19 protein-coding genes, 1 pseudogene and 2 riboswitches are annotated in these 22,945 nt (G+C 64.1%); of the genes and pseudogenes, 15 read left to right on the forward strand and 5 right to left on the reverse strand.

Going from position 1 to position 22,945, the window contains the following annotated elements; genetic code table 11:
- Positions 1-67: 67 nt before the first annotated feature.
- The 7 genes from ACQCST_RS05430 (at position 68) to ACQCST_RS05460 (ending at position 7,553) form a co-directional block, all read left to right on the forward strand.
- Complete coding sequence (locus ACQCST_RS05430) at positions 68-1,837, forward strand: glycoside hydrolase family 35 protein (protein ID WP_426998294.1); 1,770 nt, start codon at positions 68-70, stop codon at positions 1,835-1,837.
- Positions 1,838-1,869: 32 nt separating this feature from the next.
- Entirely contained in the window at positions 1,870-2,856 is a 987-nt protein-coding gene (locus ACQCST_RS05435) for an aldose 1-epimerase family protein (protein ID WP_426998295.1), read from the forward strand.
- A 2-nt stretch (positions 2,857-2,858) separates the two neighbouring features.
- Complete coding sequence (gene galE / locus ACQCST_RS05440; protein WP_426998296.1) at positions 2,859-3,881, forward strand: UDP-glucose 4-epimerase GalE; 1,023 nt, start codon at positions 2,859-2,861, stop codon at positions 3,879-3,881.
- Complete coding sequence (locus tag ACQCST_RS05445) at positions 3,878-4,093, forward strand: hypothetical protein (protein WP_426998297.1); 216 nt, start codon at positions 3,878-3,880, stop codon at positions 4,091-4,093. Before galE ends, ACQCST_RS05445 begins: the two co-directional genes overlap by 4 nt.
- 24 nt (positions 4,094-4,117) lie before the next feature.
- Positions 4,118-4,720: a DUF1349 domain-containing protein gene (locus ACQCST_RS05450; RefSeq protein ID WP_426998298.1), complete on the forward strand. Its 603-nt coding sequence runs from the start codon at positions 4,118-4,120 to the stop codon at positions 4,718-4,720.
- A gap of 1,583 nt (positions 4,721-6,303) precedes the next feature.
- The gene (locus ACQCST_RS05455; protein ID WP_090956868.1) at positions 6,304-6,606 is read left to right on the forward strand and encodes a DUF4193 domain-containing protein; all 303 of its coding nucleotides are present in this window, start codon (positions 6,304-6,306) and stop codon (positions 6,604-6,606) included.
- A gap of 419 nt (positions 6,607-7,025) precedes the next feature.
- Entirely contained in the window at positions 7,026-7,553 is a 528-nt protein-coding gene (locus ACQCST_RS05460; RefSeq protein WP_426998299.1) for an AMIN-like domain-containing (lipo)protein, read from the forward strand.
- A 91-nt stretch (positions 7,554-7,644) separates the two neighbouring features.
- On the opposite strand, the gene ACQCST_RS05465 is transcribed toward ACQCST_RS05460, so the two are convergent.
- Genes ACQCST_RS05465 through ACQCST_RS05475 form a run of 3 tightly spaced genes read right to left on the reverse strand, consistent with a single transcriptional unit; the run spans position 7,645 to position 11,269 of the window.
- The gene (locus ACQCST_RS05465) at positions 7,645-9,198 is read right to left on the reverse strand and encodes an APC family permease (protein WP_426998300.1); all 1,554 of its coding nucleotides are present in this window, start codon (positions 9,196-9,198) and stop codon (positions 7,645-7,647) included.
- Positions 9,195-10,235, reverse strand: coding sequence for an agmatine deiminase family protein (locus ACQCST_RS05470; protein ID WP_426998301.1), 1,041 nt, complete (start codon positions 10,233-10,235; stop codon positions 9,195-9,197). Before ACQCST_RS05470 ends, ACQCST_RS05465 begins: the two co-directional genes overlap by 4 nt.
- Complete coding sequence (locus tag ACQCST_RS05475) at positions 10,232-11,269, reverse strand: nitrilase-related carbon-nitrogen hydrolase (protein ID WP_426998302.1); 1,038 nt, start codon at positions 11,267-11,269, stop codon at positions 10,232-10,234. The genes ACQCST_RS05470 and ACQCST_RS05475 overlap by 4 nt, the downstream gene beginning before the upstream one ends.
- 187 nt (positions 11,270-11,456) lie before the next feature.
- On the opposite strand from ACQCST_RS05475, the gene ACQCST_RS05480 reads away from it, so the two are divergent.
- Together ACQCST_RS05480 and ACQCST_RS05485 are read left to right on the forward strand one after the other, a co-directional pair.
- Positions 11,457-11,936, forward strand: a complete 480-nt coding sequence (locus ACQCST_RS05480) for a Dps family protein (RefSeq protein ID WP_426998303.1) — start codon at positions 11,457-11,459, stop codon at positions 11,934-11,936.
- A 419-nt stretch (positions 11,937-12,355) separates the two neighbouring features.
- Positions 12,356-12,499, forward strand: a pseudogene (locus ACQCST_RS05485) (winged helix-turn-helix domain-containing protein); the annotation flags it as partial.
- 14 nt (positions 12,500-12,513) lie between these two features.
- Here ACQCST_RS05485 and ACQCST_RS05490 read toward each other — a convergent pair.
- On the reverse strand, positions 12,514-14,070 hold the full coding sequence (locus ACQCST_RS05490; protein ID WP_426998304.1) for an MFS transporter: 1,557 nt from the start codon (positions 14,068-14,070) through the stop codon (positions 12,514-12,516).
- Between the two features lie 69 nt (positions 14,071-14,139).
- Here ACQCST_RS05490 and ACQCST_RS05495 point away from each other — a divergent pair, with 69 nt between their 5' ends.
- The 6 genes from ACQCST_RS05495 (at position 14,140) to ACQCST_RS05520 (ending at position 22,418) form a co-directional block, all read left to right on the forward strand.
- A complete protein-coding gene (locus tag ACQCST_RS05495; protein WP_426998305.1) occupies positions 14,140-14,679 on the forward strand; it encodes a TetR/AcrR family transcriptional regulator in 540 nt (179 codons plus the stop codon).
- Positions 14,680-14,778: 99 nt separating this feature from the next.
- Positions 14,779-14,877, forward strand: a riboswitch (glycine riboswitch).
- Between the two features lies 1 nt (position 14,878).
- Positions 14,879-15,023, forward strand: a riboswitch (glycine riboswitch).
- A gap of 39 nt (positions 15,024-15,062) precedes the next feature.
- Entirely contained in the window at positions 15,063-17,939 is a 2,877-nt protein-coding gene (gcvP, locus tag ACQCST_RS05500; RefSeq protein ID WP_426998306.1) for an aminomethyl-transferring glycine dehydrogenase, read from the forward strand.
- Between the two features lie 12 nt (positions 17,940-17,951).
- Complete coding sequence (gene gcvT / locus ACQCST_RS05505; protein WP_426998307.1) at positions 17,952-19,127, forward strand: glycine cleavage system aminomethyltransferase GcvT; 1,176 nt, start codon at positions 17,952-17,954, stop codon at positions 19,125-19,127.
- 30 nt (positions 19,128-19,157) lie between these two features.
- Positions 19,158-19,544 (forward strand): glycine cleavage system protein GcvH, encoded by a 387-nt coding sequence (gcvH, locus tag ACQCST_RS05510; RefSeq protein WP_426998308.1) that lies wholly within the window; start codon positions 19,158-19,160, stop codon positions 19,542-19,544.
- Positions 19,541-20,872, forward strand: coding sequence for a serine hydroxymethyltransferase (glyA, locus tag ACQCST_RS05515; protein WP_426998309.1), 1,332 nt, complete (start codon positions 19,541-19,543; stop codon positions 20,870-20,872). Before gcvH ends, glyA begins: the two co-directional genes overlap by 4 nt.
- Positions 20,873-21,002: 130 nt before the next feature.
- Positions 21,003-22,418, forward strand: coding sequence for an L-serine ammonia-lyase (locus ACQCST_RS05520; RefSeq protein ID WP_426998310.1), 1,416 nt, complete (start codon positions 21,003-21,005; stop codon positions 22,416-22,418).
- Between the two features lie 19 nt (positions 22,419-22,437).
- On the opposite strand, the gene ACQCST_RS05525 is transcribed toward ACQCST_RS05520, so the two are convergent.
- The gene (locus tag ACQCST_RS05525) at positions 22,438-22,926 is read right to left on the reverse strand and encodes a hypothetical protein (protein WP_426998311.1); all 489 of its coding nucleotides are present in this window, start codon (positions 22,924-22,926) and stop codon (positions 22,438-22,440) included.
- Between the last annotated feature and the right edge of the window lie 19 nt (positions 22,927-22,945).

Genomic DNA, 22,945 nt, shown 5'->3' on the forward strand with positions numbered 1-22,945 from the left:
GCGGAGGTCCAGGGCCGCACCACACGGCCCTGGACCTCCGCTCCACCATTCAGATTGGATTTCCCCCATGCCAACCTTCACTATCGGCGAGCAGGACTTCATGCTTGACGGTCAGCCCCGTCGCATCCTCTCCGGCGCCCTGCACTACTTCCGCGTCCATCCGGATCTTTGGGCCGACCGGATCCGGAAGGCGCGGCAGATGGGGCTGAACACGATCGAAACCTACATCCCCTGGAACGCCCATGCTCCCTCCCCGGGGACCTTCGACACTACCGAAAGCCTGGACCTGGGGCGCTTCCTCGACCTCGTCGCCGCGGAAGGCATGCACGCGATCGTCCGGCCCGGACCGTACATCTGCGCCGAATGGGACAACGGGGGACTGCCCGCCTGGCTCTTCGACCGTGGCGCTTCGGCCATCCGTGCCGATGACCCCGTATACATGGCGGCCGTATACCAGTACTTTGAGCAGCTCGCACCCATCCTCGTTTCCCGTCAGGTGGACGTGGGAGGCCCGATCATCCTGATCCAGATCGAGAACGAGTACGGCGCCTACGGCGCTGACCGCTTTTATCTGGAAAAGCTCGTCAAAATCAACCGGGAAATCGGGTTGACGGTGCCCTTCACCACTGTCGACCAGCCCCAGGACGACATGCTGGCCAACGGCAGCCTGCCAGAGCTGCACAAGACAGGGTCCTTCGGATCCCGCGCCGCCGAACGGCTGGACACGTTGCGCCGCCACCAACCCACCGGACCACTGATGTGCTCCGAATTCTGGGTGGGTTGGTTCGACCACTGGGGCGCCCACCACCACACCACCACCGTGGAACAGTCCGCCCACGAGCTCGAGGTGCTGCTGGGCCGCGGCGCATCGGTGAACATCTACATGTTCCATGGCGGCACGAACTTTGGATTCACCAACGGTGCGAACGACAAGGGCGTCTACCAACCCATCGTGACCAGCTATGACTACGACGCGCCCCTGGACGAGGCAGGCAACCCGACGCCGAAGTACTGGGCGTTCCGCGACGTCATTTCCAAGTACACAGAACTCGACGACGACGACGTCCCGGCTCCCCGGCGTCCGGGGACCGAATTGACCGTACCCCTGACGCAGGCACTTCCCCTCTGGGAGTGCCTCGACAAGCTGGGCTACTGGACATCCCACGGCGGACTGCGGACCTGTGACGACATCGGCCATTACTCGGGTTTCACCCTCTACCGCACCAGGATCGACGTCTCCGGGCCCGCAGTCCTGGCCTTTGACGAGGTCCGTGACCGCGCGCAGGTTTTCCTCAACAGGCAAGGCCTCGGAACCCTGTCCCGGGACCACCATGAGACGTCGATAGCGCTGCCCGCCGACGCCAGAGGAACGTTGGAGATCCTGGTCGAGGACCAAGGACGCGTGGACTACGGCCCCCGGCTGGGAGAAGCGAAAGGTCTGATAGGTGAGGCGAGGATCAACGGCGACGAACTCCGGCACTGGGCCATTCTCCCACTGCAGTTGCAGGACATCAGCCCTGTCACCGAGGCGTTGGCGGAGGTGCAGCCGAGGCAGGACCCTGCGATAGCGGGCCCCGTGTTCGCCCACGGACGTTTTGATCTTCCCGAACCCTCCGATTTATTCCTGTCCACCAACGGGTGGACCAAGGGCGTCATCTGGATCAACGGATTCTGCCTCGGCCGGTACTGGTCACGCGGTCCACAAGCCACGCTCTACGTCCCGGGCCCGCTGCTGCGAAAGCACGGAAACGAGATCGTCGTCCTTGAACTCCACGCATCCACCACCCAGTCGCTGTCCTTCGTTGCCGCCCATGATCTGGGCCACTCCGACTTCTGACATGCGGCAGAACTACAGGTCAAAGGACCCTTATGAATGAGCTTCTGGTGAGCGAGCCCGCAAGGCCAACGGGCCGGCAGTTTGAGATTTCCTGTGGACGTGACGGCCAAGTGGTCAAGGCCATCATCACAGAAATCGGCGGCACCATCCGGAGCCATACCGTGGACGGCAAGCCGCTGATCGAGGATTTTCCGGAGTCAGGCTTCCCGGAGCACTGCGAGGGACAGATCCTCATTCCATGGCCCAACAGGGTCCGGGACGGACGATGGGCGCATGCCGGGCAAGTGCTTCAGCTGGACATCAATGAACCGCAGCGGGGCAATGCACTTCACGGCCTGGTCAAGGACCAGCCACACACGGTGGTTCGACAGTCTGCCGCCGAGCTGACGCTTCGAGTCCAGGTCCACCCGTCCATGGGCTACCCTTTTGCCGTGGACGTCGAGACGACGTATTCGGTGTCTTCCGGGGGACTCACGGTGCAGCACCTGCTGACCAACGATTCAGCCCAGCCCGCTCCCGTGGCAATAGGTGCGCACCCCTACATCAGGGTGGGCGCTGCACCCACCGAGGACCTCGCACTCACTGTCCATGCCGCCTCCTACGTGGTGGTGGACGGACGATTGAATCCAACGGGGTCCGCGCCGGTCGCCGGCACCCCCGTTGACCTCTCAGCCGGGGCCACTGTCGGCACGCTTGTCCTCGACACCGCATACTCGGACCTCACTCCCGCCCCGAACGGGACATACCGGCACGCCCTTCAGGCTCCCAACGGGGACCGCGTGGAGGTCTGGGGCGACCACAACTACAGGTACGCGCAGGTATACACAACCAATGAGTACCCGGGGACTGCCGGTTCGCGGACGGCCGTCGCGTTGGAGCCAATGACCGCTCTACCCGATGCCTTCAACTCAGGGGCGGGCCTGCGCTGGCTCGACCCGGGGGAGAGCTGGCTCTCCTCCTGGGGAATCTCACACCATTTCAGCCGTCGAAATAACACCAAAGATCCAGGAGGCAAGTAGCCATGGCATGGCTTGTAACAGGAGGTGCCGGATACATCGGCTCGCACGTGGCCCGGGCACTCATCGACGACGGCCACGATGTGGTGGTCATCGACGATCTGTCCAGCGGACACCGGGCCTTCGTACCGAACGGGGCCGTCTTCGAAGAGGGTTCCCTGCTGGATCCCGCCTTCCTGAAGGAGGCCTTTGCCCGTCATGACGTTGCCGGCGTGATCCACCTGGCAGGTTTCAAGTACGCAGGCGTCTCGGTCGAATGGCCGCTGCACACGTACTTCCAGAACGTGACCGGGACCGGCAACCTGCTGGCGGCCATGGAAGCGGCGTCCGTGCCGGCGATCGTGTTTTCTTCCAGCGCGGCCGTCTATGGAAACGCGGCGGCTGAGTTCGTTACCGAGTCCACTCCCACAAGCCCGGAATCTCCCTACGGGGAATCCAAACTCATTGGGGAATGGCTCATTGCTGACCAGGCAAGGGCAACCGGGCTGCGGCACACCTCGCTGCGATACTTCAATGTTGTTGGCTCCGGCACCCCGGACGTGAGCGATACAAGCCCGCACAATCTCTTCCCCCTGGTGTTTGATGCGTTGAAAGCAGGCACTACACCGAAGATTTTCGGCACGGCCTACCCCACGCCTGATGGCAGCTGCGTCCGGGATTACGTCCACGTCTCCGACGTCGCCGCAGCCCACGTGGCAGCTGCCCGCAAGCTCCAGGACGGCGTGGAGCTGGAAACCGTCTATAACCTGGGCAGCGGCACAGGGGTTTCCGTGCGGGCAATCATGACCGAAATGGCCGCGGTCACGGGCAGACAGTTCAGCCCGCAAATCTGCGCAGCGCGGCCGGGCGACCCTGCCCGCATCGTGGCCTCCGGCCAATTGGCACGCCGCGACATCGACTGGGCGCCGCGGCATTCGCTCCGGGACATGGTTTCGAGTGCTTGGATCGCTGCCGGCCAGGAAGCAGCATCCTCCCCAAGCGTGTCCCGTTCCCAAACCCGCAATGCACTATTCCAAGGAGAACAATGATCGAGGCGCCGGAACTGCTTGCTACCATCACGGCAACCAGCAAGTCCAGGATGGATGACCACCTCAACGCCGCGGTCCGGGCGGCCGAACAGCGCGCCCGCGGCGAAGGACGCCGCGGAATCCTTGTCACCAGGGTTGACCATGCACGCGTCACGGTGGAACTGTCGCCGGACGTGCCCTATGGCTACACCTACGAGAAGCAGAACATCTGACGGGCTGAACCCAAGGAGAACGAAATGATCCCCAACATCGCAGGGCTCCCACCACTGGCCTGGACGTCCTCGAGGAGTCAGGACAGACGCGACGAAGCCGGGAAAACGCTGACACTCACTGCCGCTCCGGGCGTGGATTGGAGCAATGATTCGCTGGGCGGAGAGCAGCAACACCGCGCTTCGGCCCTGGGTTTCACGGCGCCTGCGTCCTTCGCACTGTCAGCCCGTGTGATGGTTGTCTCGCCAAGGACGACCTTCGACGCCGGAGTGTTGAGTCTGTGGGCTGATAAGGACCACTGGGCAAAGCTCTGTTTCGAGTACTCTCCGCAGGGGGAGGCGATGGTGGTCAGTGTCGTGACAAACACCTTTTCCGACGACTGCAATGCGGCTGTTGTTACCGGTCCTTGGACCTATCTTCGGGTGAGCCGGGTGGGTCCCGCGTGGGCGTTCCATTCATCCGCCGATGGCCGGTACTGGCGCTTCGTCCGCCTGTTTCGGCTGCATACAGACAAGCCGGTGCACGTAGGGTTCATGTCGCAGGCTCCGATGGGGGACAGTTGCGTGGCGCGCTTCGACAGCATCGAATTCACCAGCCAATCGCCAGCGAACCTGCGTGACGGGACGTAGGCCGTTGAGCCTGGGCGCACTTACGGGAATGGGGCATTAATCCCTAGACGTAGGAATGTCAATCAGACGTGGGCCCACTTCGCCCTGGAATCGCAGTTAATCGGAGACCACCTGTGCGACCAACTCATCTGCATCCGGCGGTGGGCCGGCATGGGCAGACAGACCTGAGGCGTTCCGTGCACCGCGGACCTTCGCCCACGCACCGCTACCGGCTTGCCTCCGAACCCCATACGCTGCCAAATGCCAGCTCGAGCCGGTAACACAGGGCAGCGGGATGAATGATGGACAAGGACAGCGCCGAGCCGCGCAACAACGGGCATGGTGCCGCAGATTCGTGTTCACGCGCCAGAGCACGTCCACGCCGGTCGATCCGGTGCGGCCCCAGAGGCGGAGGAGGTAGGAGCCGCGGTCTGCCCGGACTAGCATGTCGAGTTTCAGCCGTCCCGCGAGGCCTTGGACCGGCTCAATGTCCCATACCCTGCATGGGCCGGTCTCCCTATCAATGACCGCAGGGGTACTACACTCGGTCCGGCCACCGGGCCACGCGATCTGGGTGAACACGCCCCGCACCGGTTCCGCCCAGTCCTGAACGCGCCTGGAAGATCGCCGATTTTGAGGGCGACACGAAACTATTTTCGCCCACCCCGAGGACCATGACGGCCCGTCGAGACTGGGAAAGGCTGGGGCATGGTCAACATCCGTGCTTCAAGGAATGGATCCTCACAAGTCAGGAGTCCGGCAAGGCCGGGGCAGCCCCAATCGGCCGCCGTCGCCTCTTCCAGCTGCAGGACAATACGTGTTCGCAGTTTCAAGTGACGCGTCCGATCGCTGAAGCAGCACCCGCCGGCCGCCACCGGACAAGCATCGGCCCGGGCGATTCACGTCCGGCATGCCGGCGCCGGTGAGTAAGGAATTGAGGCCAGCAATAGCCGTTCTACTGGGGCCATCTCGCCCTGTCATAACCAGCCGCCATATGGAAAGCATCACAGCCCGTGCAAGGCGCAGCGAGCAGACATTGATCTGCAACATAACCCTTTCGCAAGGCCCGTTATTGTTCTACGAGGAAGGGCTGTATCCGGGGGAAGGAAGCGCTCCGTGAACTGTCATGGATGAACCTCGAGTTTGACCCCAATGGTCAGCTGAGGCGAACGTGCAACCGACTCACGTTTAACTCACCTGAATCACCAACAACTGTTCATTGCCCGTCGTTGGTTGCAAAATCCTCTAGAATCCGGGCAGGAGCCGTTCCGTTCCCGGCATGTCTAGGCGCTGGGGAGTAAAGCGGGGGTCGTCGGTTCGAATCCGACAGGAGGCTCCACCCTAAGAATCGCAAATGAAGCTCCCGGAACGCGAATGGGCGCCGGGATCTTCCCTTTCCGGCCCTTGATGATCCTGGAAACGAACCACCCAGAGTGCCCCGGGCCCGTGCGGCGCAGCCTTGAGGCCCGGGCCGGGAAACCGCCACGCGCCGTCGTAAATTGTCTGCTTGAACACACTATTCACCAACTGCCCCCATAATGACCTAAACTGCTTCACTGAGGTGCCTGAAATGGCGCTGCGCAGCAACGAAAGTGAACCACGCTATGGCTACCGATTACGACGCCCCACGCAAGACAGAAGAAGAGTCTCCCGCTGAATCGCTGGAGGCCCTTCAGGCGTCCCGCGGCGGCGGAGCCCAGACGGCTGTTATCGACGTCGACGAGAACGACACCGCAGAAGGTATTGACCTTCCCGGAGCAGATCTCTCCGGCGAAGAACTGACGGTCATTGTTGTACCTGAACAGTCCGACGAATTCACCTGCTCCTCCTGTTTCCTGGTCCGTCATCGGTCCCAGGTTGCGCGGGAAAAGAACGGCATGAAGTACTGCCGCGACTGCGAAGGCTAAATAGCCCCCAGCGCGTGCCCTTTTCATCGTAGCGAGGCAGTCCGAGGCGCCGGCGACCCACAGGGCGGCCGGCGCCTCGTGCGCGTCCCATGCAATCGGCCCTTACCCGCATGAACGGTGCTGCCCCACGCCGCTCAAGCGGCCCGGGAGCGCTCAAGCGGGCCCACGCCCGCGCAAGCGCTCCCCGGCCGATGGTGGGCCGCTCCTGCAGATCCGGCGTCGTTATCTGGCATAACGGCAATGTGCAGGAAAGGCGCCGAAACGGCCACGCCGGACCGAAATGAGGCCGTGGAATCACGGTCCCGTGACCCGCCCGCGCGCTCGTTAACGGTTGCGTGCCGAAGCAGCAACAACCCTCGTTTCGCGGCTCAACCGCTCCTAGGCTTGAGCTATCAAATCACTCGAAGGGGGTGGCCACAATGAAAAAAATTCACGTATGGCTGGTAGCTATCCTGATGGCTGCTGGATTGGGGCTCATAGCTCCGGGGCCCGCTTCGGCGGCCTCATATTGCGGACTTGTGTGGGGGTCGCTGGCTAAGTCCAACGCGACAATGAGTTCCGCATCCGTCACCACTGTCAGAACGGGGCAGCACTACTGCTTCGACCGGATGGTGGTTGATCTCAACGGCAAGGTTGCCGGGTACACGGTCCAGTACGTTCCAGCGGTGGTCCAGGACGGTTCCGGCTTGCCAGTTGCGCTCCGCGGCGGGGCATTTCTCCAAGTGACAGTAAATGCGCACAACGAGACGTACAACCCGGCCAACCGGAACGAGCTCGCCAATGTCACGGGGTACCAGACCTTCCGGCAGGTGGCCTCCGCCGGCGGCTTTGAAGGGTACACCAGCTTTGGTCTGGGGGTGCGCGCCAGGTTGCCATTCCAGGTGTTCGCCCTCGATGGGCCCGGCACGGGTTCCCGCCTGATCATCGACGTGGCGCATTTCTGGTGAGCCGCTGACCTGACACAACAAAAGCCCTGGATCGGAGTGACCTCCGGCCCAGGGCCTCGTTGCGTATCGGGCCCTGGTGCGGACCAAGCAGTTACTCGGGAATCACCAGCGCCGGTGTGTCCTGCCGGATGGTTTCGCCGCGGAAAAAGCCTGGCCGCAGGCGTGCCATGATCAGCATGAACACCGCGCCGGACGCCAGGATCCCGATGCCGAGGATAAACACGAGCCCCACACCGAAGATCTCCGAGCCGCTGCCAAACTCAGGCGCCCAGCTGTCCACGGCTGTCTGCAGGAACACCACGGTGAGCACCAAGCCGCCAAGAACTGGGAAGAGCAAACGCATGAAGAAGTTGCGTACGCTGGCGAAGAGGCTGTGCCGAAAGTACCAGGTGCAGGCGAAGGCCGTCAGGCCGTAGTAGAAGCAGATCATAAGGCCCAGCGCCAGGATCGTGTCATTGAGGACGTTCTCGCTGACCACTTTCATGACCGCGTAAAACCCGCCTGAGATCGCCCCGGCCATGATGGTGGCATAACCTGGCGAGCCGAACCGCTTGCTCACCGTGGCGAAGCGTGAGGGCAAAGCCCCGTAGTGCCCCATGGCAAGCAAGCTGCGGGCGGGCGAAGCCATCGTGGATTGCAACGAGGAAGCAGTGCCTGCAAGTACGGCCAGGGACATGAGGATGGCCAGTGGCCCCATTACCGGCGAGGCCAGGGCTGCGAAGATGTTCTGCTGATTGTCCGGGTTGTTCAGCCCGATGCCTTCGCCGTCAACCCCTGCAACCATCATGGTTGCCACGATGACCGCAATGTAGAGGACCAGGACGGCGATCGCCGTTGTTGTACCGGCCTTGCCGGCTGTCCCTTTGCCACCCGTGGTTTCTTCATTCACCGTCAGGCAGACATCCCAGCCCCAGTAGACGAAGACTGCCAGAGACATGCCCGCGGCAAACTGGTCGAAACTCTGGATATTGCCCGGGTTAAACCAATCCCAACTGAAACCGATCGCGGTGGGGGAATCGCCGGAGGCGGCGTGGGTGACAGCCATGACGATGAAGACGGCCAGCACCAAGACTTGGAACCCGACCATGCTGTACTGAACCAGCTTGGTGGAATGCAGGCCGCGGTAGCTGACCCAGACCGCCAGTGCCACGAACGCCAGACACGTTGCGATGTTCAGTGCTGTGTTGGTGGTCAGGTCTGCGAGGTCCGGATTGCCGAACACTTGGGACAGGAAGAGGTAAAAGAAGTCCACAGCAACGCCGGCCAGGTTGGAGAGAACGATAATATTCGCGGCCAGAAGTCCCCAGCCGCCCATCCAGCCGACGAACGGACCGAAGGCCTTGGTGACCCAGGTGAAGGTGGTCCCGCTGTCCGGGGAGTCGGCGTTGAGCTCGCGGTAGGCGAAGGCCACGAGAATCATCGGGATGAACGCGATGATGAAAATGGCCGGCAGCTGCAGGCCAACTGCGTTGACGGCGGGACCCAGCGAACTGGTCAGGCTGTAGGCCGGGGCTACGGAGGAAATGCCGAGGACGACGACGGCGAGGAGCCCCAGTTGACCGCCCTTCAGTCCCTTTCCGGTAATGCCGTGCGGGGAGCCGGGGACGTCGGCGGAGCCGCGTTGCTGCCGGATTGTTTGACTCATGTCAGGCCTTTCTTGACGGCAGCAGGCTGCTGCTGCGTAATGCAGTGAATGCCGCCGCCCCGGGCAAAGAGTTCGCGTGCGTCAACACTGACAACACGGCGGCCCGGGTAGGCATCGGCGAGGACACGGAGTGCTTTCTCATCCATGGGGTCTGAGAAGCTGCAGGCGATGACTCCTCCGTTGACCACGAGGTGGTTGATGTAGCTGTAGTCCACAAACCCCTCGTCGTCCGTAATGGCCTCCGGGGCAGGAACTTCGATGATGTTCCAGTCCCGTCCGGCCGCGTCCTGGGTGGTGGACAGAAATTGGATGATTTCGCGGCTGATCTCGAAATCCGGGTGATCGGGGTTCTGCTGCGAGTGCACCAGGAGCGTTCCGGGCGACGGGATGGCTGCCACGATGTCCACGTGGCCCCGGGTGCCGAACTTTTCGGAGTCCCGGGTGAGGCCGCGTGGCAGCCAGATGACGTGAGTGGCCCCGATGGTGCGGGCCAGCTCCTGCTCGATGTCCGCCTTGACCAGTCCAGGGTTACGGCCAGGATCCAGCTGCACGGTTTCAGTCACCAGCACGGTGCCCTCGCCGTCCACCTGGATGCCGCCGCCTTCGTTGACGATCCCTGAGGGGAGGTGCTGGGCGCCGGCGCGGGCCGAGATCTCCGCTGCGATCAGGGAGTCCTTGTCCCAGGCTGCCCAGTCCTGTCCGCCCCAGCCGTTGAAGATCCAGCCGACGGCGCCGAGCTGGCCGTGGTTGTCGAGAACGAACGAAGGGCCGATGTCGCGCATCCACGCGTCGTTGAGGTCGGCAACCAGCACCTCGACGTCGGGGTGCAGGTAGCGTGCGGCGGTCTCGACGTCGTCGGGGTTGACGACGACGGTGACGGGCTCGAACCCGACCACGGCGTTGGCGACGGCGGCCCAGACGGAACGCGCCGCGTGCGCGTCCTCCGGGGTGTCGCCCAGAGTGTAGCCGCCCGTGGGGAATGCCATCCAGATGCGCTCCTGGGGAGCGGTCTCGGCGGGCATCCGCCAGACGGTCATGCCTGCACCTGCACCTGCACGGAGCCGGAGGCCAGCGGGGCCTCGGCGCCGAACGGAGCGTCCGGGCGTACGGGCTCGGTCAAACGTGCGTAGCTGTCCGGGCGGCGCGTGGCCAGGAACGGGAAGAGCGTGAGCCAGTCCTTGCGCTGGTCAAGGTCCAGGTCGGCAACGAGGACAGCGGATTCGTTCCGCGGAGCCTGGACGAGGATGCGGCCGTAGGGGTCCGAGATGAAGGACGTTCCGTAGAAGTTCAGCGTGCCTTCGCTGCCCCAGCGGTTGGGAGCCACCATGAACAGTCCGTTGGCTATTCCGTTGCCAACGATCACCTGCTGCCAGAGCGGCTGGGTGTCGAAATCAGGGTGGTCCGGTTCTGAGCCGATCGCTGTGGGGTAGACCAGGATTTCGGCGCCGCCCAGGGAATAGATCCGGGCGAGCTCGGGGAACCATTCGTCCCAGCAGGTGGGCATGCCCAGGCGTGCGCCGCCCAGCTCAGCCGGGGCGTGGACCTCGTACGCATCTCCGGCGGCCGGGCCCTGGCGGAAGAACTTGTCCTCGTAGTAGCCGGCGGTGACAGGGATGTGCAGCTTGTGCGTGCGGGCCAGGAGTTCGCCTTCCGGCGAGACAAGAATGGAGGTGTTCAGTCCGAGCCCGTCGTCGGTGCCATCCGGGTTCCCAGCACGCTGGTACAGCGAAGCGTGGACGGTGACGACGTTTTTGCGGGCAGCCTGGGCGGCGAAGGCGAAGGTGGGTCCCGTGAGCACGTCCTCTGAGATGTCAGAGGGCCGGATGCCTGCGGCGGGGTTGTTGTCCGGGCGGGTATCCGCGGGGTAGCGGGAGAGGGTGAGTTCAGGGAGGAATACCACAGTGGCGCCCAGGGCGGCGGCACGTTCGATGCCCTCGTTGAGTTCTGCGTGCAGGACCGCGGTGTCCGCATGCCAGCGATGCTGGACGACTCCGACGCGCAAAGGCGTGCGGCTGGAAGGTTTGGTGCGGGCCAGGGAAGCGGGGGCTCCCAGGCAGGTAACTTCAATCATGATGGCTTGTTCTCCAGTGAGACGACCGTCACTAAATGAATGACGTTCATTTAGTATGAACGTGACTGGCCCCACTGCGCAAGCGGATAATGAATTCAATTCATTTGTTTTAATCGTCAGGGGCGCTCGCGGAACAGTTGCCGGCTGCGGTAGCGTCACAGAGACCGGACCCACTCGAGGAGGATTCATGAAAGCTTCACCAACTCTGACCAACAATCTGCAGGCGGTTCTCGCTGACCTGATCGAACTGCATATCCAGGGAAAGCAGGCCCACTGGAATATTGTGGGAGCCAACTTCCGTGACCTCCACCTCCAGCTCGACGAAATCATCGACGCCGCCCGTCTGTTTGCCGACGATACGGCTGAGCGCATGCGCGCCTTGCACGCGCTGCCGGACGGACGCAGTGAAACAGTAGCCAAGTCCACCAGCCTGGCCAGGTTCCCGGACGGCCTGATCAGCACCAAGGATGCGATCGACAGGATCGTGGCCGCGCTCGAGGCAGCAGTGGGCACCATGCGCAAGGTCCACGATGAGGTGGACGAAGAAGATCCCACCACGGCAGACCTGCTCCACGCATTCATCGCGAAGCTGGAACAGTTCGCATGGATGGTGGCTGCCGAGACCATGAAGACGTCGGCAAGCGTCACCGCGCCGGACGCTGAGTAGCCCCGGAAAGTAGCACCACAAGCAGCGCCGTTTTGAAGTGAAGCGCGATGCCGCAGACTGGGCGCCCGGCGCCGGACATCCCTCCGGCGTCGGGCGCATTTATTTTGCCGGCGTAAGAATCCCGCAAAGGTTTCACGCGCACGCGTAAGGATCGCGTAAATACCGCAGCCACCGCCGAAACGCGGGTCTTGGATGGTCATAGAGCTCCCGGCCGGGGGCACAGACGAAAGGACCCGTGATGGCCGATTTGGCTGTCGTCGCAATCTTCCTGGTTGCGGCTGCAAGTGTGATGTGGCTCGGCAACGCGCTGGGCAAGCTGGTGGGCAAGCCATGAGCGCGGACGCCGTGATGTGGATAGTGCTGGCCGTCGCCTGCCTCGGGCTGTTGTGCTACTTGGTGGCTGCCTTGATCCACCCACCGAAGTGTGGGGCCCTGCGTATTCGGCCGAGACCCATTATCTTCGTGTATATGTTGGCCAGTTACGGCGCAAGCTGGAAGCGGACCCGGCCAATCCGAGGCACATCCTCACTGAAGCCGGAACGGGATACCGCTTCGAGGTCTAGCCGGCGCGGCAGCCCTATTCCGCCGTCGGAACTTTTCGGAGCACGACGGCGGCGAGAACGGCCGCCGCGGCCATCAGCACCAGCGCAATGGCTGCAGTGATGTGGACGCCCGAATCGAACGCCGTGCGCGCCGCCTCGGTGACCGCCCCGGCCAGCGGCGAGGGCAGCGTGCCAGCCAATTCGACTGCACCAGCAAGTGTTTCGCCGGCTTGATGGATGGCGGTCGCGGAGGAACCGTCAGAGACGCCGGCCGGCAAGAGCAGGTGCTGCTGATAGGACGCCGTCAGGATAGAACCCAGGATGGCGGTGCCCAGCAGTGAACCAACCTCGTAACCGGTCTCGGAAATGGCCGCTGCCGCACCGGATTTCTCCGCAGGTACCGAACCTAGAATCAGGTCATTGGAAATGGTTTCAGCTGCCCCCACACCCAGGGCCAGCACCAGCAGCGCACCCAGCAGCAGGGCCGGCCCCGTGCTGTGGTCACCGAACGCCACTGTCAAATAACCCGCGGCGCTCAGCGACAATCCTCCCGCCACCACAAATCCGGGCCGGATCTTCCGCACCAGCGGCACCACCAGCAGTCCGGCCACCACCGTGGCGATCAAAGCAGGAACCATGGCCACGCCGGATGCCGACGGTGACATTCCCTCCAATAGCTGCAAATGCTGTGCCAGGAACAGGATGAAGCCATTGAAGGAAAACAGCGCCAGCACGTTCGCGGTAATTGCGGTACTGAAGACCTTGTTGCTGAACAATGACATGTCAAGCAACGGCGATGCGAGCCGCTTCTGGCGCCTGACGAACACAAAGCCCGTCGCAAGACCGAGTCCAATGATGGCCAGCGGCATCGCTCCCACGCCCTCGGTGGCCAGCTCCTTGATGCCGTAAACCACCGGCACCATGACAAGCAGGGACAGCAGGATGCTGGGTACATCCACCCGGCCCGGAAGGGGGTCCCTGGACTCCGGAATGAACACCGGCCCGAACACCAAGAGCGGCAGCATGATGGGGACTGCCACCAGCAGGACGGCACCCCACCAGAAGTGTTCAACCAGCCAGCCGCCCAAGATGGGTCCCAGCGCCGCACCGCCGGAGAAGCCTGCTGCCCAGATGGCCACGGCCAGCCGGCGGCGGTTCGGATCCGGGAAGATGTTGCGGATCAGGGAGAGTGTTGAGGGCATCAGCATGGCGCCGAAGAATCCCAGACCGACCCGTCCCGTAATGAGCCATTCCGCGCTCGGGGCGAATGCCGTGACCGCAGAGACTGCGGCAAATCCCGCCGTGCCGATCAGCAGCAGCCGGCGGCGGCCGATCCTGTCGCCGAAGCTGCCCATGGCCACCAGCAGCCCAGCCAGTACCAGCGGATACGCGTCCACGATCCAGAGGAGCTGGAGTCCGGTGGCATCCAGGCTGCGGGCAATGGCCGGCAGGGCAAATGTCAGGGCCGTGTTGTCCACGGCCACCAGGAGCACAGGGAACATCAGCAGCCCCAGGGCGAGCCAGTCGCGCCGCGAACCCTGGCGGCCGGTGGTTTTGGAGGTGTTGTGGTTGATGGAAGCGGGCGTGGTCATGGACTTAACTATACCGTCTGGACGGTACAGTTAAGAAATGACGCTCAGTGAACAAGGATGATAGGAACCATGGCCAGAAAACCTGTAGCACGCGGCGCCGTCCTCGACGCCTTCGAAGCCCTCCTCATCGAAGTTGGGGAGCGGGCTGCCACCCTGGACGCTGTGGCCAAGCGCGCGGGCGTCTCCAAGGGCGGCCTCCTGTATCACTTTCCGAACAAGGAAGCGCTGATTGGCGTGCTGCTCGACCGCTTGGATGAGTTTGCTGCCGCCGACGCCGATGCCATGGCCCAGGCGCCTGAAGGGGCGGCTGCCTACTTCATCAGGTCCTCCGTGTGGGATGACACGCCACTGGACCGTGCCGTGGTTGCCGCAACCCGCCTCGCCGAAGTGGCGCATGAAGAGACGCGCCGCAGATTTGCCGCGATCCAGCAGCGGTGGCTGGAGGAGATTGCCACTGATGTGGGCCCGGACATCGCCAAAGCTGTGCTGTACATGGGCGACGGCCTCTATTTCAATGCCATGCTGTCCGTTGGTCCTGCGGGAACGGCCGCCCAGGCCGCCGCCGACGTCGAAAGTCTGCTGGCGGCGCTTGACCGCCTCCGCGGTTAGTGCGGGGAACCTCAGCTTGGCCGCCGCCATTTGCCCCACGGCGCCGGACATAGGATAATAGCTGCTGTGACTACGGTCACGAGCAATTGAATATGCCTTTGATCTGCGGCGGGAGAGTTCTGCAAGTAGGTACAAGCAGGCGCCGTAGGAGCAAATCCTCCCCAGGAATCTCTCAGGCCCATGTACCGCCGCGGCAAGGCAACTCTGGAAAGCAGCACGCTGACCGGCCACGTGTCCAAGGATTTTTCCCTGGACGCTGAATCCGGACACGCCTGCTCACCGACGGTGCAAGCGGAGCCCTGCGGCTGCGCGGAAACTCTCAGGTCCAATACAGAGCGGGGAGGAACCCGAATCACTGTGGCGTACCCTGCGCCGCCTTAGTTATGGAGTTCCTTTTGACTGTTAACTCAGCCTCCACGTCCTTCGTTGACCGGCACATCGGCGCGCGCCGCCAGGCCGACGTCGACGCCATGCTCAAGGCTGTCGGCTACGACACCGTCGATGCGCTGGTTGATACCGCAGTTCCAAACGACATCCGGCAGGACGCCCCGCTGCAGCTCACCACCGCGCTGAGCGAAGTGGAAACCCTCACCGAACTGCGCAGGATCGCGTCCAAGAACAAGACCGCGGTCCAGATGATCGGCCAGGGCTACTACGACACCGTGACGCCCCCGGTCATCCGCCGCAACATCCTTGAGGCCCCGGCCTGGTACACGGCGTACACCCCATACCAGCCGGAGATCTCCCAGGGCCGCCTCGAAGCCCTCCTGAATTTCCAGACCATGGTGCAGGACCTCGTGGGCCTGCCCATCGCCAACGCCTCCCTGCTGGACGAAGCCACAGCCGTGGCGGAAGCCGTGCTGATGATGCGCCGCGCCAACAAGAACAAGGCCGCCCACGACGGCAAAACCGTCCTGGACGCCGACTGCCTGCCGCAGACCATCGCCATCGTGCGTGGCCGTGCCGAGGCACTCGGCTTCGAGGTCGAGGTGGCTGACCTCTCCAAGGGACTGCCCGACGGCGTCATCAACGGCGTGGTGCTCCAACAGCCCGGCGTTTCCGGCCGGGTCTTCGACCACTCGCAGGTCATCGCCGCCGCCAAGGAACGCGGCGCGCTGGTAACCGTGGCCGCCGATCTGCTCTCCCTGACGCTGATCACCCCTCCGGGCGAGCAGGGCGCGGACATCGCCGTCGGCTCCGCCCAGCGCCTGGGTGTTCCGTTGTTCTACGGCGGACCGCACGCCGCGTACATGGCGGTGCAGAAGGGCCTGGAGCGCTCCATGCCCGGCCGCCTGGTGGGCGTCTCCAAGGACTCCGCCGGCATACCGGCCTACCGCCTGGCCCTCCAGACCCGCGAGCAGCACATCCGCCGCGAAAAGGCCACGTCCAACATCTGCACGGCCCAGGCCCTGCTGGCGATCGTGGCCTCCATGTACGCCGTTTACCATGGCCCCGAAGGCCTGAAGGCGATCGCCGAGATCACCCACGGCCACGCCAAAACCATTGCGGCATCGCTGAGGTCGGCCGGCCTGGATGTCCTCCACACCAGCTTCTTCGACACCGTCACGGTCTCCGTGCCGGGCAAGGCAGCCGGGATTGTTGCCGCCGCCGAAGCCAAAGGCATCAACCTGCGCGGCATCGACGCGGACAGTGTCGGCATCTCCGCGGATGAAACCACGACGGCGGCCATCGTCGCCGACGTCGTCGCCGCCTTCGGAGCATCCGTCGTTGAGGCGACGGCGGAAGGTGACTCTTCCGCGTTCGCCTTGGACACCGCCGTCCAACGTTCCTCCGATTTCCTGCAGCACCCGGTGTTCAACACACACCGCTCCGAGACCCAGCTGCTGCGCTACGTCCGCAAGCTGTCCGACCGCGACCTCGCGCTGGACCGCACCATGATCCCGCTGGGCTCCTGCACCATGAAGCTGAACGCCACGGCGGAAATGGAAGCCATCTCCTGGCCGGAATTCGCCTCCATCCACCCCTTCGCCCCGGATTCGCAGACCGAGGGCTGGCGCGAACTGATCGCCGACCTCGAGGCCCAGCTGACGGAGATCACCGGCTACGACCAGGTGTCCATCCAGCCGAACGCCGGCTCTCAGGGCGAGCTGGCCGGCCTGCTGGCCATCCGCGGCTACCACCTGTCCCGCGGCGACGCCCAGCGCACCGTCTGCCTCATCCCGGCCTCCGCCCACGGCACCAACGCCGCCTCGGCGGTGCTGGCAGGCATGAAGGTTGTTGTGGTGGCCACGGCTGCTGACGGAACGATCGACCACGATGACCTCAAGGCCAAGATCGAGGCCAACAAGGATGCACTTTCGGCCATCATGATCACCTACCCGTCCACCCACGGTGTGTACGACGCCGATGTCCGCGAGGTCTGCGACGCCGTCCACGCTGCCGGCGGCCAGGTGTACATCGACGGCGCCAACCTCAACGCCCTGGTGGGCCTGGCCCAGCCGGGAAAGTTCGGCGGCGACGTCTCCCACCTGAACCTGCACAAGACGTTCTGCATCCCGCACGGCGGCGGCGGCCCGGGCGTCGGCCCGGTTGCAGCCAAGGCGCACCTGGCACCGTTTATGCCGGGCAACGCGGCGGACCCGTCCAACGGTGCCACAGGCACCCCGATCTCGGCTTCGCGCTACGGCTCCGCCGGTGTGCTGCCGATCTCCTGGGCCTACGTGAAGCTCATGGGCGGCCAGGGCCTGACGGACGCCACCAAGTCGGCGCTGCTCGCGGCCAACTACATCGCCAGCCGGCTCAACGACTTCTTCCCGGTGCTCTACACGGGCGAAGGCGGACTCGTGGCCCACGAGTGCATCCTGGACCTGCGCGATCTCACGGCCAGGACCGGGGTCACTGCCGAGGACGTTGCCAAACGCCTGATCGACTACGGCTTCCACGCCCCCACCCTGGCGTTCCCGGTCGCCGGAACCCTGATGGTCGAACCCACCGAGTCCGAGGACCTCGTGGAGATCGACCGCTTCATTGCGGCGATGATTTCCATCAAGGCCGAAGTTGACCAGGTGGCCAACGGCGACTTCACGGTGGAAAACAGCCCGCTGCGGAATTCACCGCATACCGCCGCCGCGGTCATCAGCTCGGACTGGGCACGGGAGTACTCGCGCGAGCAGGCCGTCTTCCCGCTGCCCGCCCTCAAGCAGGACAAGTACTTCCCTCCCGTTGGCCGGATCGACGGCGCGGCCGGCGACCGTAACCTGATCTGTTCCTGCCCTCCCATCGAAGACTTTGCGAACTGAGGACTGACTACCATGACTGAGAACTACACCGCCCTTTATGAAGAGCACAAGAAGCTTGGCGCCTCCTTCACCGATTTCGGCGGCTGGCAGATGCCGCTCAAATACAGCTCCGAGCTGGCAGAGCACCACGCCGTCCGGCAGTCCGCGGGCATCTTTGACCTCTCCCACATGGGCGAAGTCTGGGTCACCGGCCCGGACGCCGCCGCCTTCCTGGACTACGCGCTGGTGGGCAAAATCTCCGCGATGTCAGTGGGCAAAGCCAAGTACTCGCTGATCTGCAACGAGGATGGCGGCATCATCGACGACCTCATCACCTACCGCCGGCCCGCTTCGGCGGACGCCGGCCAGGACGGAACCGACAAGTTCCTGGTGGTACCCAACGCCGGCAACGCCACGGTAGTTGCAGCGGCCCTCGCCGAAAGGGCCGGGTCCGGCAAAGAGGGGGGCTTCGACGTGGTCGTTGAGGACGTCTCCGCCGCCACCTCGCTGATCGCGGTGCAGGGTCCCAAGGCCGAGGAAATCCTCCTGCGCCTGGTCCCGGCAGGGCAGCACGCCCTGGTCACGGAGCTGAAATACTACGCCGCCGTTGAGGTTGCTTTCGAGTTCGCCGGCGGTAGCCATGAACTCCTGCTTGCCCGCACCGGCTACACCGGCGAGGACGGCTTTGAGATCTTCGTGGACAACGACGACGCCGCTTCCCTCTGGCAGGCAATCGTCGCCGTTGCTGAAGAAGGGGAGCTGACGCCTGCCGGCCTTGCCTGCCGCGACTCGCTCCGCCTCGAAGCCGGTATGCCCCTCTACGGCAACGAGCTCTCGCTCGAAGGTGACCCCTTCGCCGCCGGCCTCGGACCCGTCGTATCGCTCGCCAAGGAAAGCGACTTCATCGGACGGTCCGCTTTGACGGCAAAAAAGGAAGCCGGGGCCGGATCCACCAGCGGCCGCAAGCTAGTTGGGCTCAAAGGCCTCGGCCGCCGGGCCGGCCGCGGCCACTACCCGGTCCTGAAGGACGGCGCCGTGGTTGGCGAAGTCACCTCCGGCCAGCCATCGCCTACCCTGGGCTACCCCGTGGCGATGGCGTACGTCGACGTCTCACTCGCCGCGGTGGGCACACCCCTGGACATCGACCTCCGCGGCAAGGCCGAGCCCTTCGAAGTTGTCGCACTGCCTTTCTACAAGCGCCAAAAGTAAACTTTTCACTCCGAACCTAAGGATTCAAACATGGCTAAAGTTGCCCCTGAACTGCAGTACTCCGACGAACACGAGTGGGTTGCGCGCGATGCGTTTTCCAACGTGGTCTCTATTGGCATTTCCGCTGTGGCCACTGACGCCCTTGGCGACATTGTCTATGTTGACCTGCCCGAGCTTGGCTCCACTGTGACCGCGGGGGAGACCTGCGGCGAGGTGGAATCCACCAAGTCCGTTTCGGATCTGTACGCCCCCGTGACCGGCGAGGTCACGGAAGTGAACCCCGCCGTCGTCGACGACCCCGCCCTCATCAACAACGATCCGTACGGTGCCGGTTGGCTCTTCAAGGTGGCTGCCGAGTCTGAAGGCCCGCTGCTCTCCGCGCAGGACTACGCGTCCAAGAACGGCGGCGAGCTGTGAGCGCGGCTGCCGCAGGCACCTCGACGGCCGTTTTCGAGCAGGTAGTGTCCGCGAGCCTGGACGCCCAGCTGTCGGAGCTGGATCCCGAGATCGCCGCGAAGATCGACGACGAACTCACCCGCCAGCGCAACGGCCTGGAAATGATCGCCTCGGAGAACCACACCGCCGTGGCTGTTATGCAGGCCCAGGGCTCCGTGCTGACCAACAAGTATGCGGAGGGTTACCCGGGAAAGCGCTACTACGGCGGCTGCGAGCACGTGGACGTGGTGGAGCAGCTGGCCATCGACCGCGTGAAGGCCCTGTTCGGCGCCGAATACGCAAACGTCCAGCCGCACTCCGGCGCGCAGGCCAACGCCTCGGTCATGCACGCCTTGATCAAGCCGGGCGACACCATCATGGGCCTGAACCTGGCCCATGGCGGGCACCTGACGCACGGTATGAGGATCAATTTCTCCGGCCGCCTGTACAACGTGATCCCGTACCAGGTCCGCGAAGAGGACCACCGGATCGACATGGCCGAGGTAGAGCGCCTGGCCCAGGAGCACCAGCCGAAGCTGATCGTTGCCGGCTGGTCTGCCTACGCCCGCCAGCTGGACTTCGCCGAGTTCCGCCGGATCGCCGATTCCGTCGGTGCCTACCTCATGGTGGACATGGCACACTTCGCCGGTCTGGTCGCAGCAGGACTGCACCCCTCTCCGGTGCCGTACGCCCATGTGACCACGTCCACCACGCACAAGACCCTTGCCGGTCCGCGTGGCGGCATTATCCTGACCAATGACGCGGACATCGCCAAGAAGATCAACTCGGCCGTGTTCCCGGGTCAGCAGGGCGGTCCGCTGGAGCATGTGATCGCCGGCAAGGCGGTGGCATTCAAGATCGCTGCCTCGCCCGAGTTCAAGGAGCGCCAGGAGCGTGTGCTGGCCGGTGCCCGGATCCTTGCCGGGCGCCTGGTCCAGCCGGACGTCACGGCCAAGGGGATCAACGTGATTTCCGGCGGCACGGATGTGCACCTCGTGCTGGTTGACCTGCGCAACTGCGAGTTGGATGGCCAGCAGGCCGAGGACCGGCTCGCGGAAATCGACATCACCGTCAACCGTAACGCTGTCCCGTTCGATCCGCGTCCGCCGATGGTGACGTCCGGGCTGCGCATCGGCACCCCGGCGCTGGCTACCCGCGGCTTCGGTGAAGCCGCGTTCGCCGAGGTTGCGGACATCATCGCCGAGGCACTGATTGCCGACGCCGGCGCGGACCTTTCCGGTCTCCGTCACCGCGTGGAGGCCCTTGCCGCAGCACATCCGCTCTACCCCGCCGTGGCAAACCTCAGCTGACTGCATCAGGGCCGGCAGGCCCCGGTTTTCACGCGTGCTGCTCCTTTGTCGCTTTGACGCACGCTTTCGAAAACCCCGGCCCGCCGGCCCTCCCAACCCGACCACAGTGCCCCAGTAAGGAACCAAACGCATGGCTGTTGGAGTCTTTGACCTTTTTTCGATCGGAATAGGCCCGTCCAGTTCGCACACGGTGGGTCCTATGAGGGCGGCCGCGGTGTTCTCCGAGGAACTCAAGGACTCCGGTGCCCTGGAGCGGGTGGCGTCCCTGCGGGTCGACCTGTACGGGTCTTTGGCTGCCACGGGCCGGGGCCACGGCACCATGACCGCCGTGCTGCTGGGCCTGGAAGGTTTCCATCCCGAGGTGATCCTGCCCGAGGAGGTCGACGAACGGCTGGCCACGATCGCCGGGACAGGCATCCTCAACCTGGCCGGTGCCGGCTCTTCAGGAGTGGGCGTGCCGCTGCCGTACGGAGAAGCGGACATGATCCTGCACCCGCTCACGGTCCTGCCGCGTCACACGAACGGCATGAAGTTCGCTGTGTCTGACGAAGCCGGCGAGGTCCTCCACAACGCCACGTTCTTTTCCGTGGGAGGCGGCTTCATTGTCCGCGAAGGCGAAGAAGACGCCGCTCTCAAGCAACTGGTTGAGTCCAAAAAAGAACTGCCGCTGCCGTTCCGCACCGCCGCTGAATTGCTGGGACGGTGCCAGTCCAAAGGCCTGTCCATCGGGGACATCATGTTCGTCAACGAGCGGGCCTCGCGGACCGAAGAGGAGATCCGAGAAGGCCTGCTCCACATCTACTCCGTGATGGAAAGCTGCGTGGAAATCAGCATCAGGCGTGAAGGGCTGCTTCCAGGCGGGCTGAAGGTCCGCCGTCGGGCCCCTGACTGGCATGAGCGCCTCCTGAAAGAGGACAAGGACCGGGACCCCAAGTACTGGCAGGAATGGGTCAATCTCATTGCCCTGGCCGTCAATGAGGAGAACGCTACCGGCGGCCGCGTGGTCACCGCCCCCACCAACGGCGCCGCGGGCATTATCCCCGCTGTCTTGTACTACGCACTGCATTTCGCACCGGGCATGGACAAGGCCACCCAGCAGGACCGCGACGACGTCGTGGTGAAGTTTCTGCTGACGGCCGGTGCCATCGGGGTGCTTTACAAGGAACAGGCGTCCATTTCAGGGGCTGAAGTGGGCTGCCAGGGCGAGGTGGGTTCGGCGTCGTCCATGGCGGCTGCCGGACTGGCCGAGGTCATGGGCGGCACGCCCGGGCAGGTGGAGAACGCGGCGGAAATCGCCATGGAGCACAACCTCGGCCTGACCTGCGACCCCATCGGCGGGCTGGTGCAGATCCCGTGCATCGAACGCAATGCCATCGCCGCCGCCAAAGCCATCAACGCCGCAAAGATGGCGCTCTGGGGCGACGGCTCGCACCGTGTCTCCCTGGACGAAGTGATCGTGACCATGCGGGAAACCGGCAAGGACATGTCCTCCAAGTACAAGGAAACCGCCATGGGCGGCCTCGCCGTCAACGTCGTGGAGTGCTGACACCGGCTTCATGCGTGGACTATAGCAGGGCCGGGAGCAGCTGTTCCGGGTAGGCGAGCAGCAACCGGAACTCGGGCTCGGCCATCAGACGGTCCACGAACCGTGCTGCCCGCCTGCCGTCCGTCCGGCTGATCCCGGCAGGGTAGTGCGGTTCGATCGCCAGATTGTGCTCGTCAAAGTCGGCCGTGACGATTCGGAGCACGCTGCGGTTGGCATTGTTGGTGTCGTAATAATCGATGCCGAGCACTGTGCCGATGGTTGGCAGCAGGTAGTCGTTCAACCAGGGGAATGGGGTCACAGCCGTGCCTGGGATGAGCCTCAGCTCGCGGATCTCGTCCCACGGAAAGTCCCGGCGCGCACCCGGATCTGCGGGCTTGCCCTGATGCCGGAGCCCGGCGGCGCCAAATGCCACCACCCGGCCGTCGGTATTGCCGAGGACCAGAACGTTGTCCTGTGCGGACCACGGTAACGGCGTGAAGCGCAGGGAAATGATTTTATGTGCCTGCATGCTCCAACCCTTGCCAGAC

Origin of the sequence: Pseudarthrobacter sp. N5 (assembly GCF_050157035.1) — a bacterium.
Classification (GTDB): Bacteria; Actinomycetota; Actinomycetes; order Actinomycetales; family Micrococcaceae; genus Arthrobacter.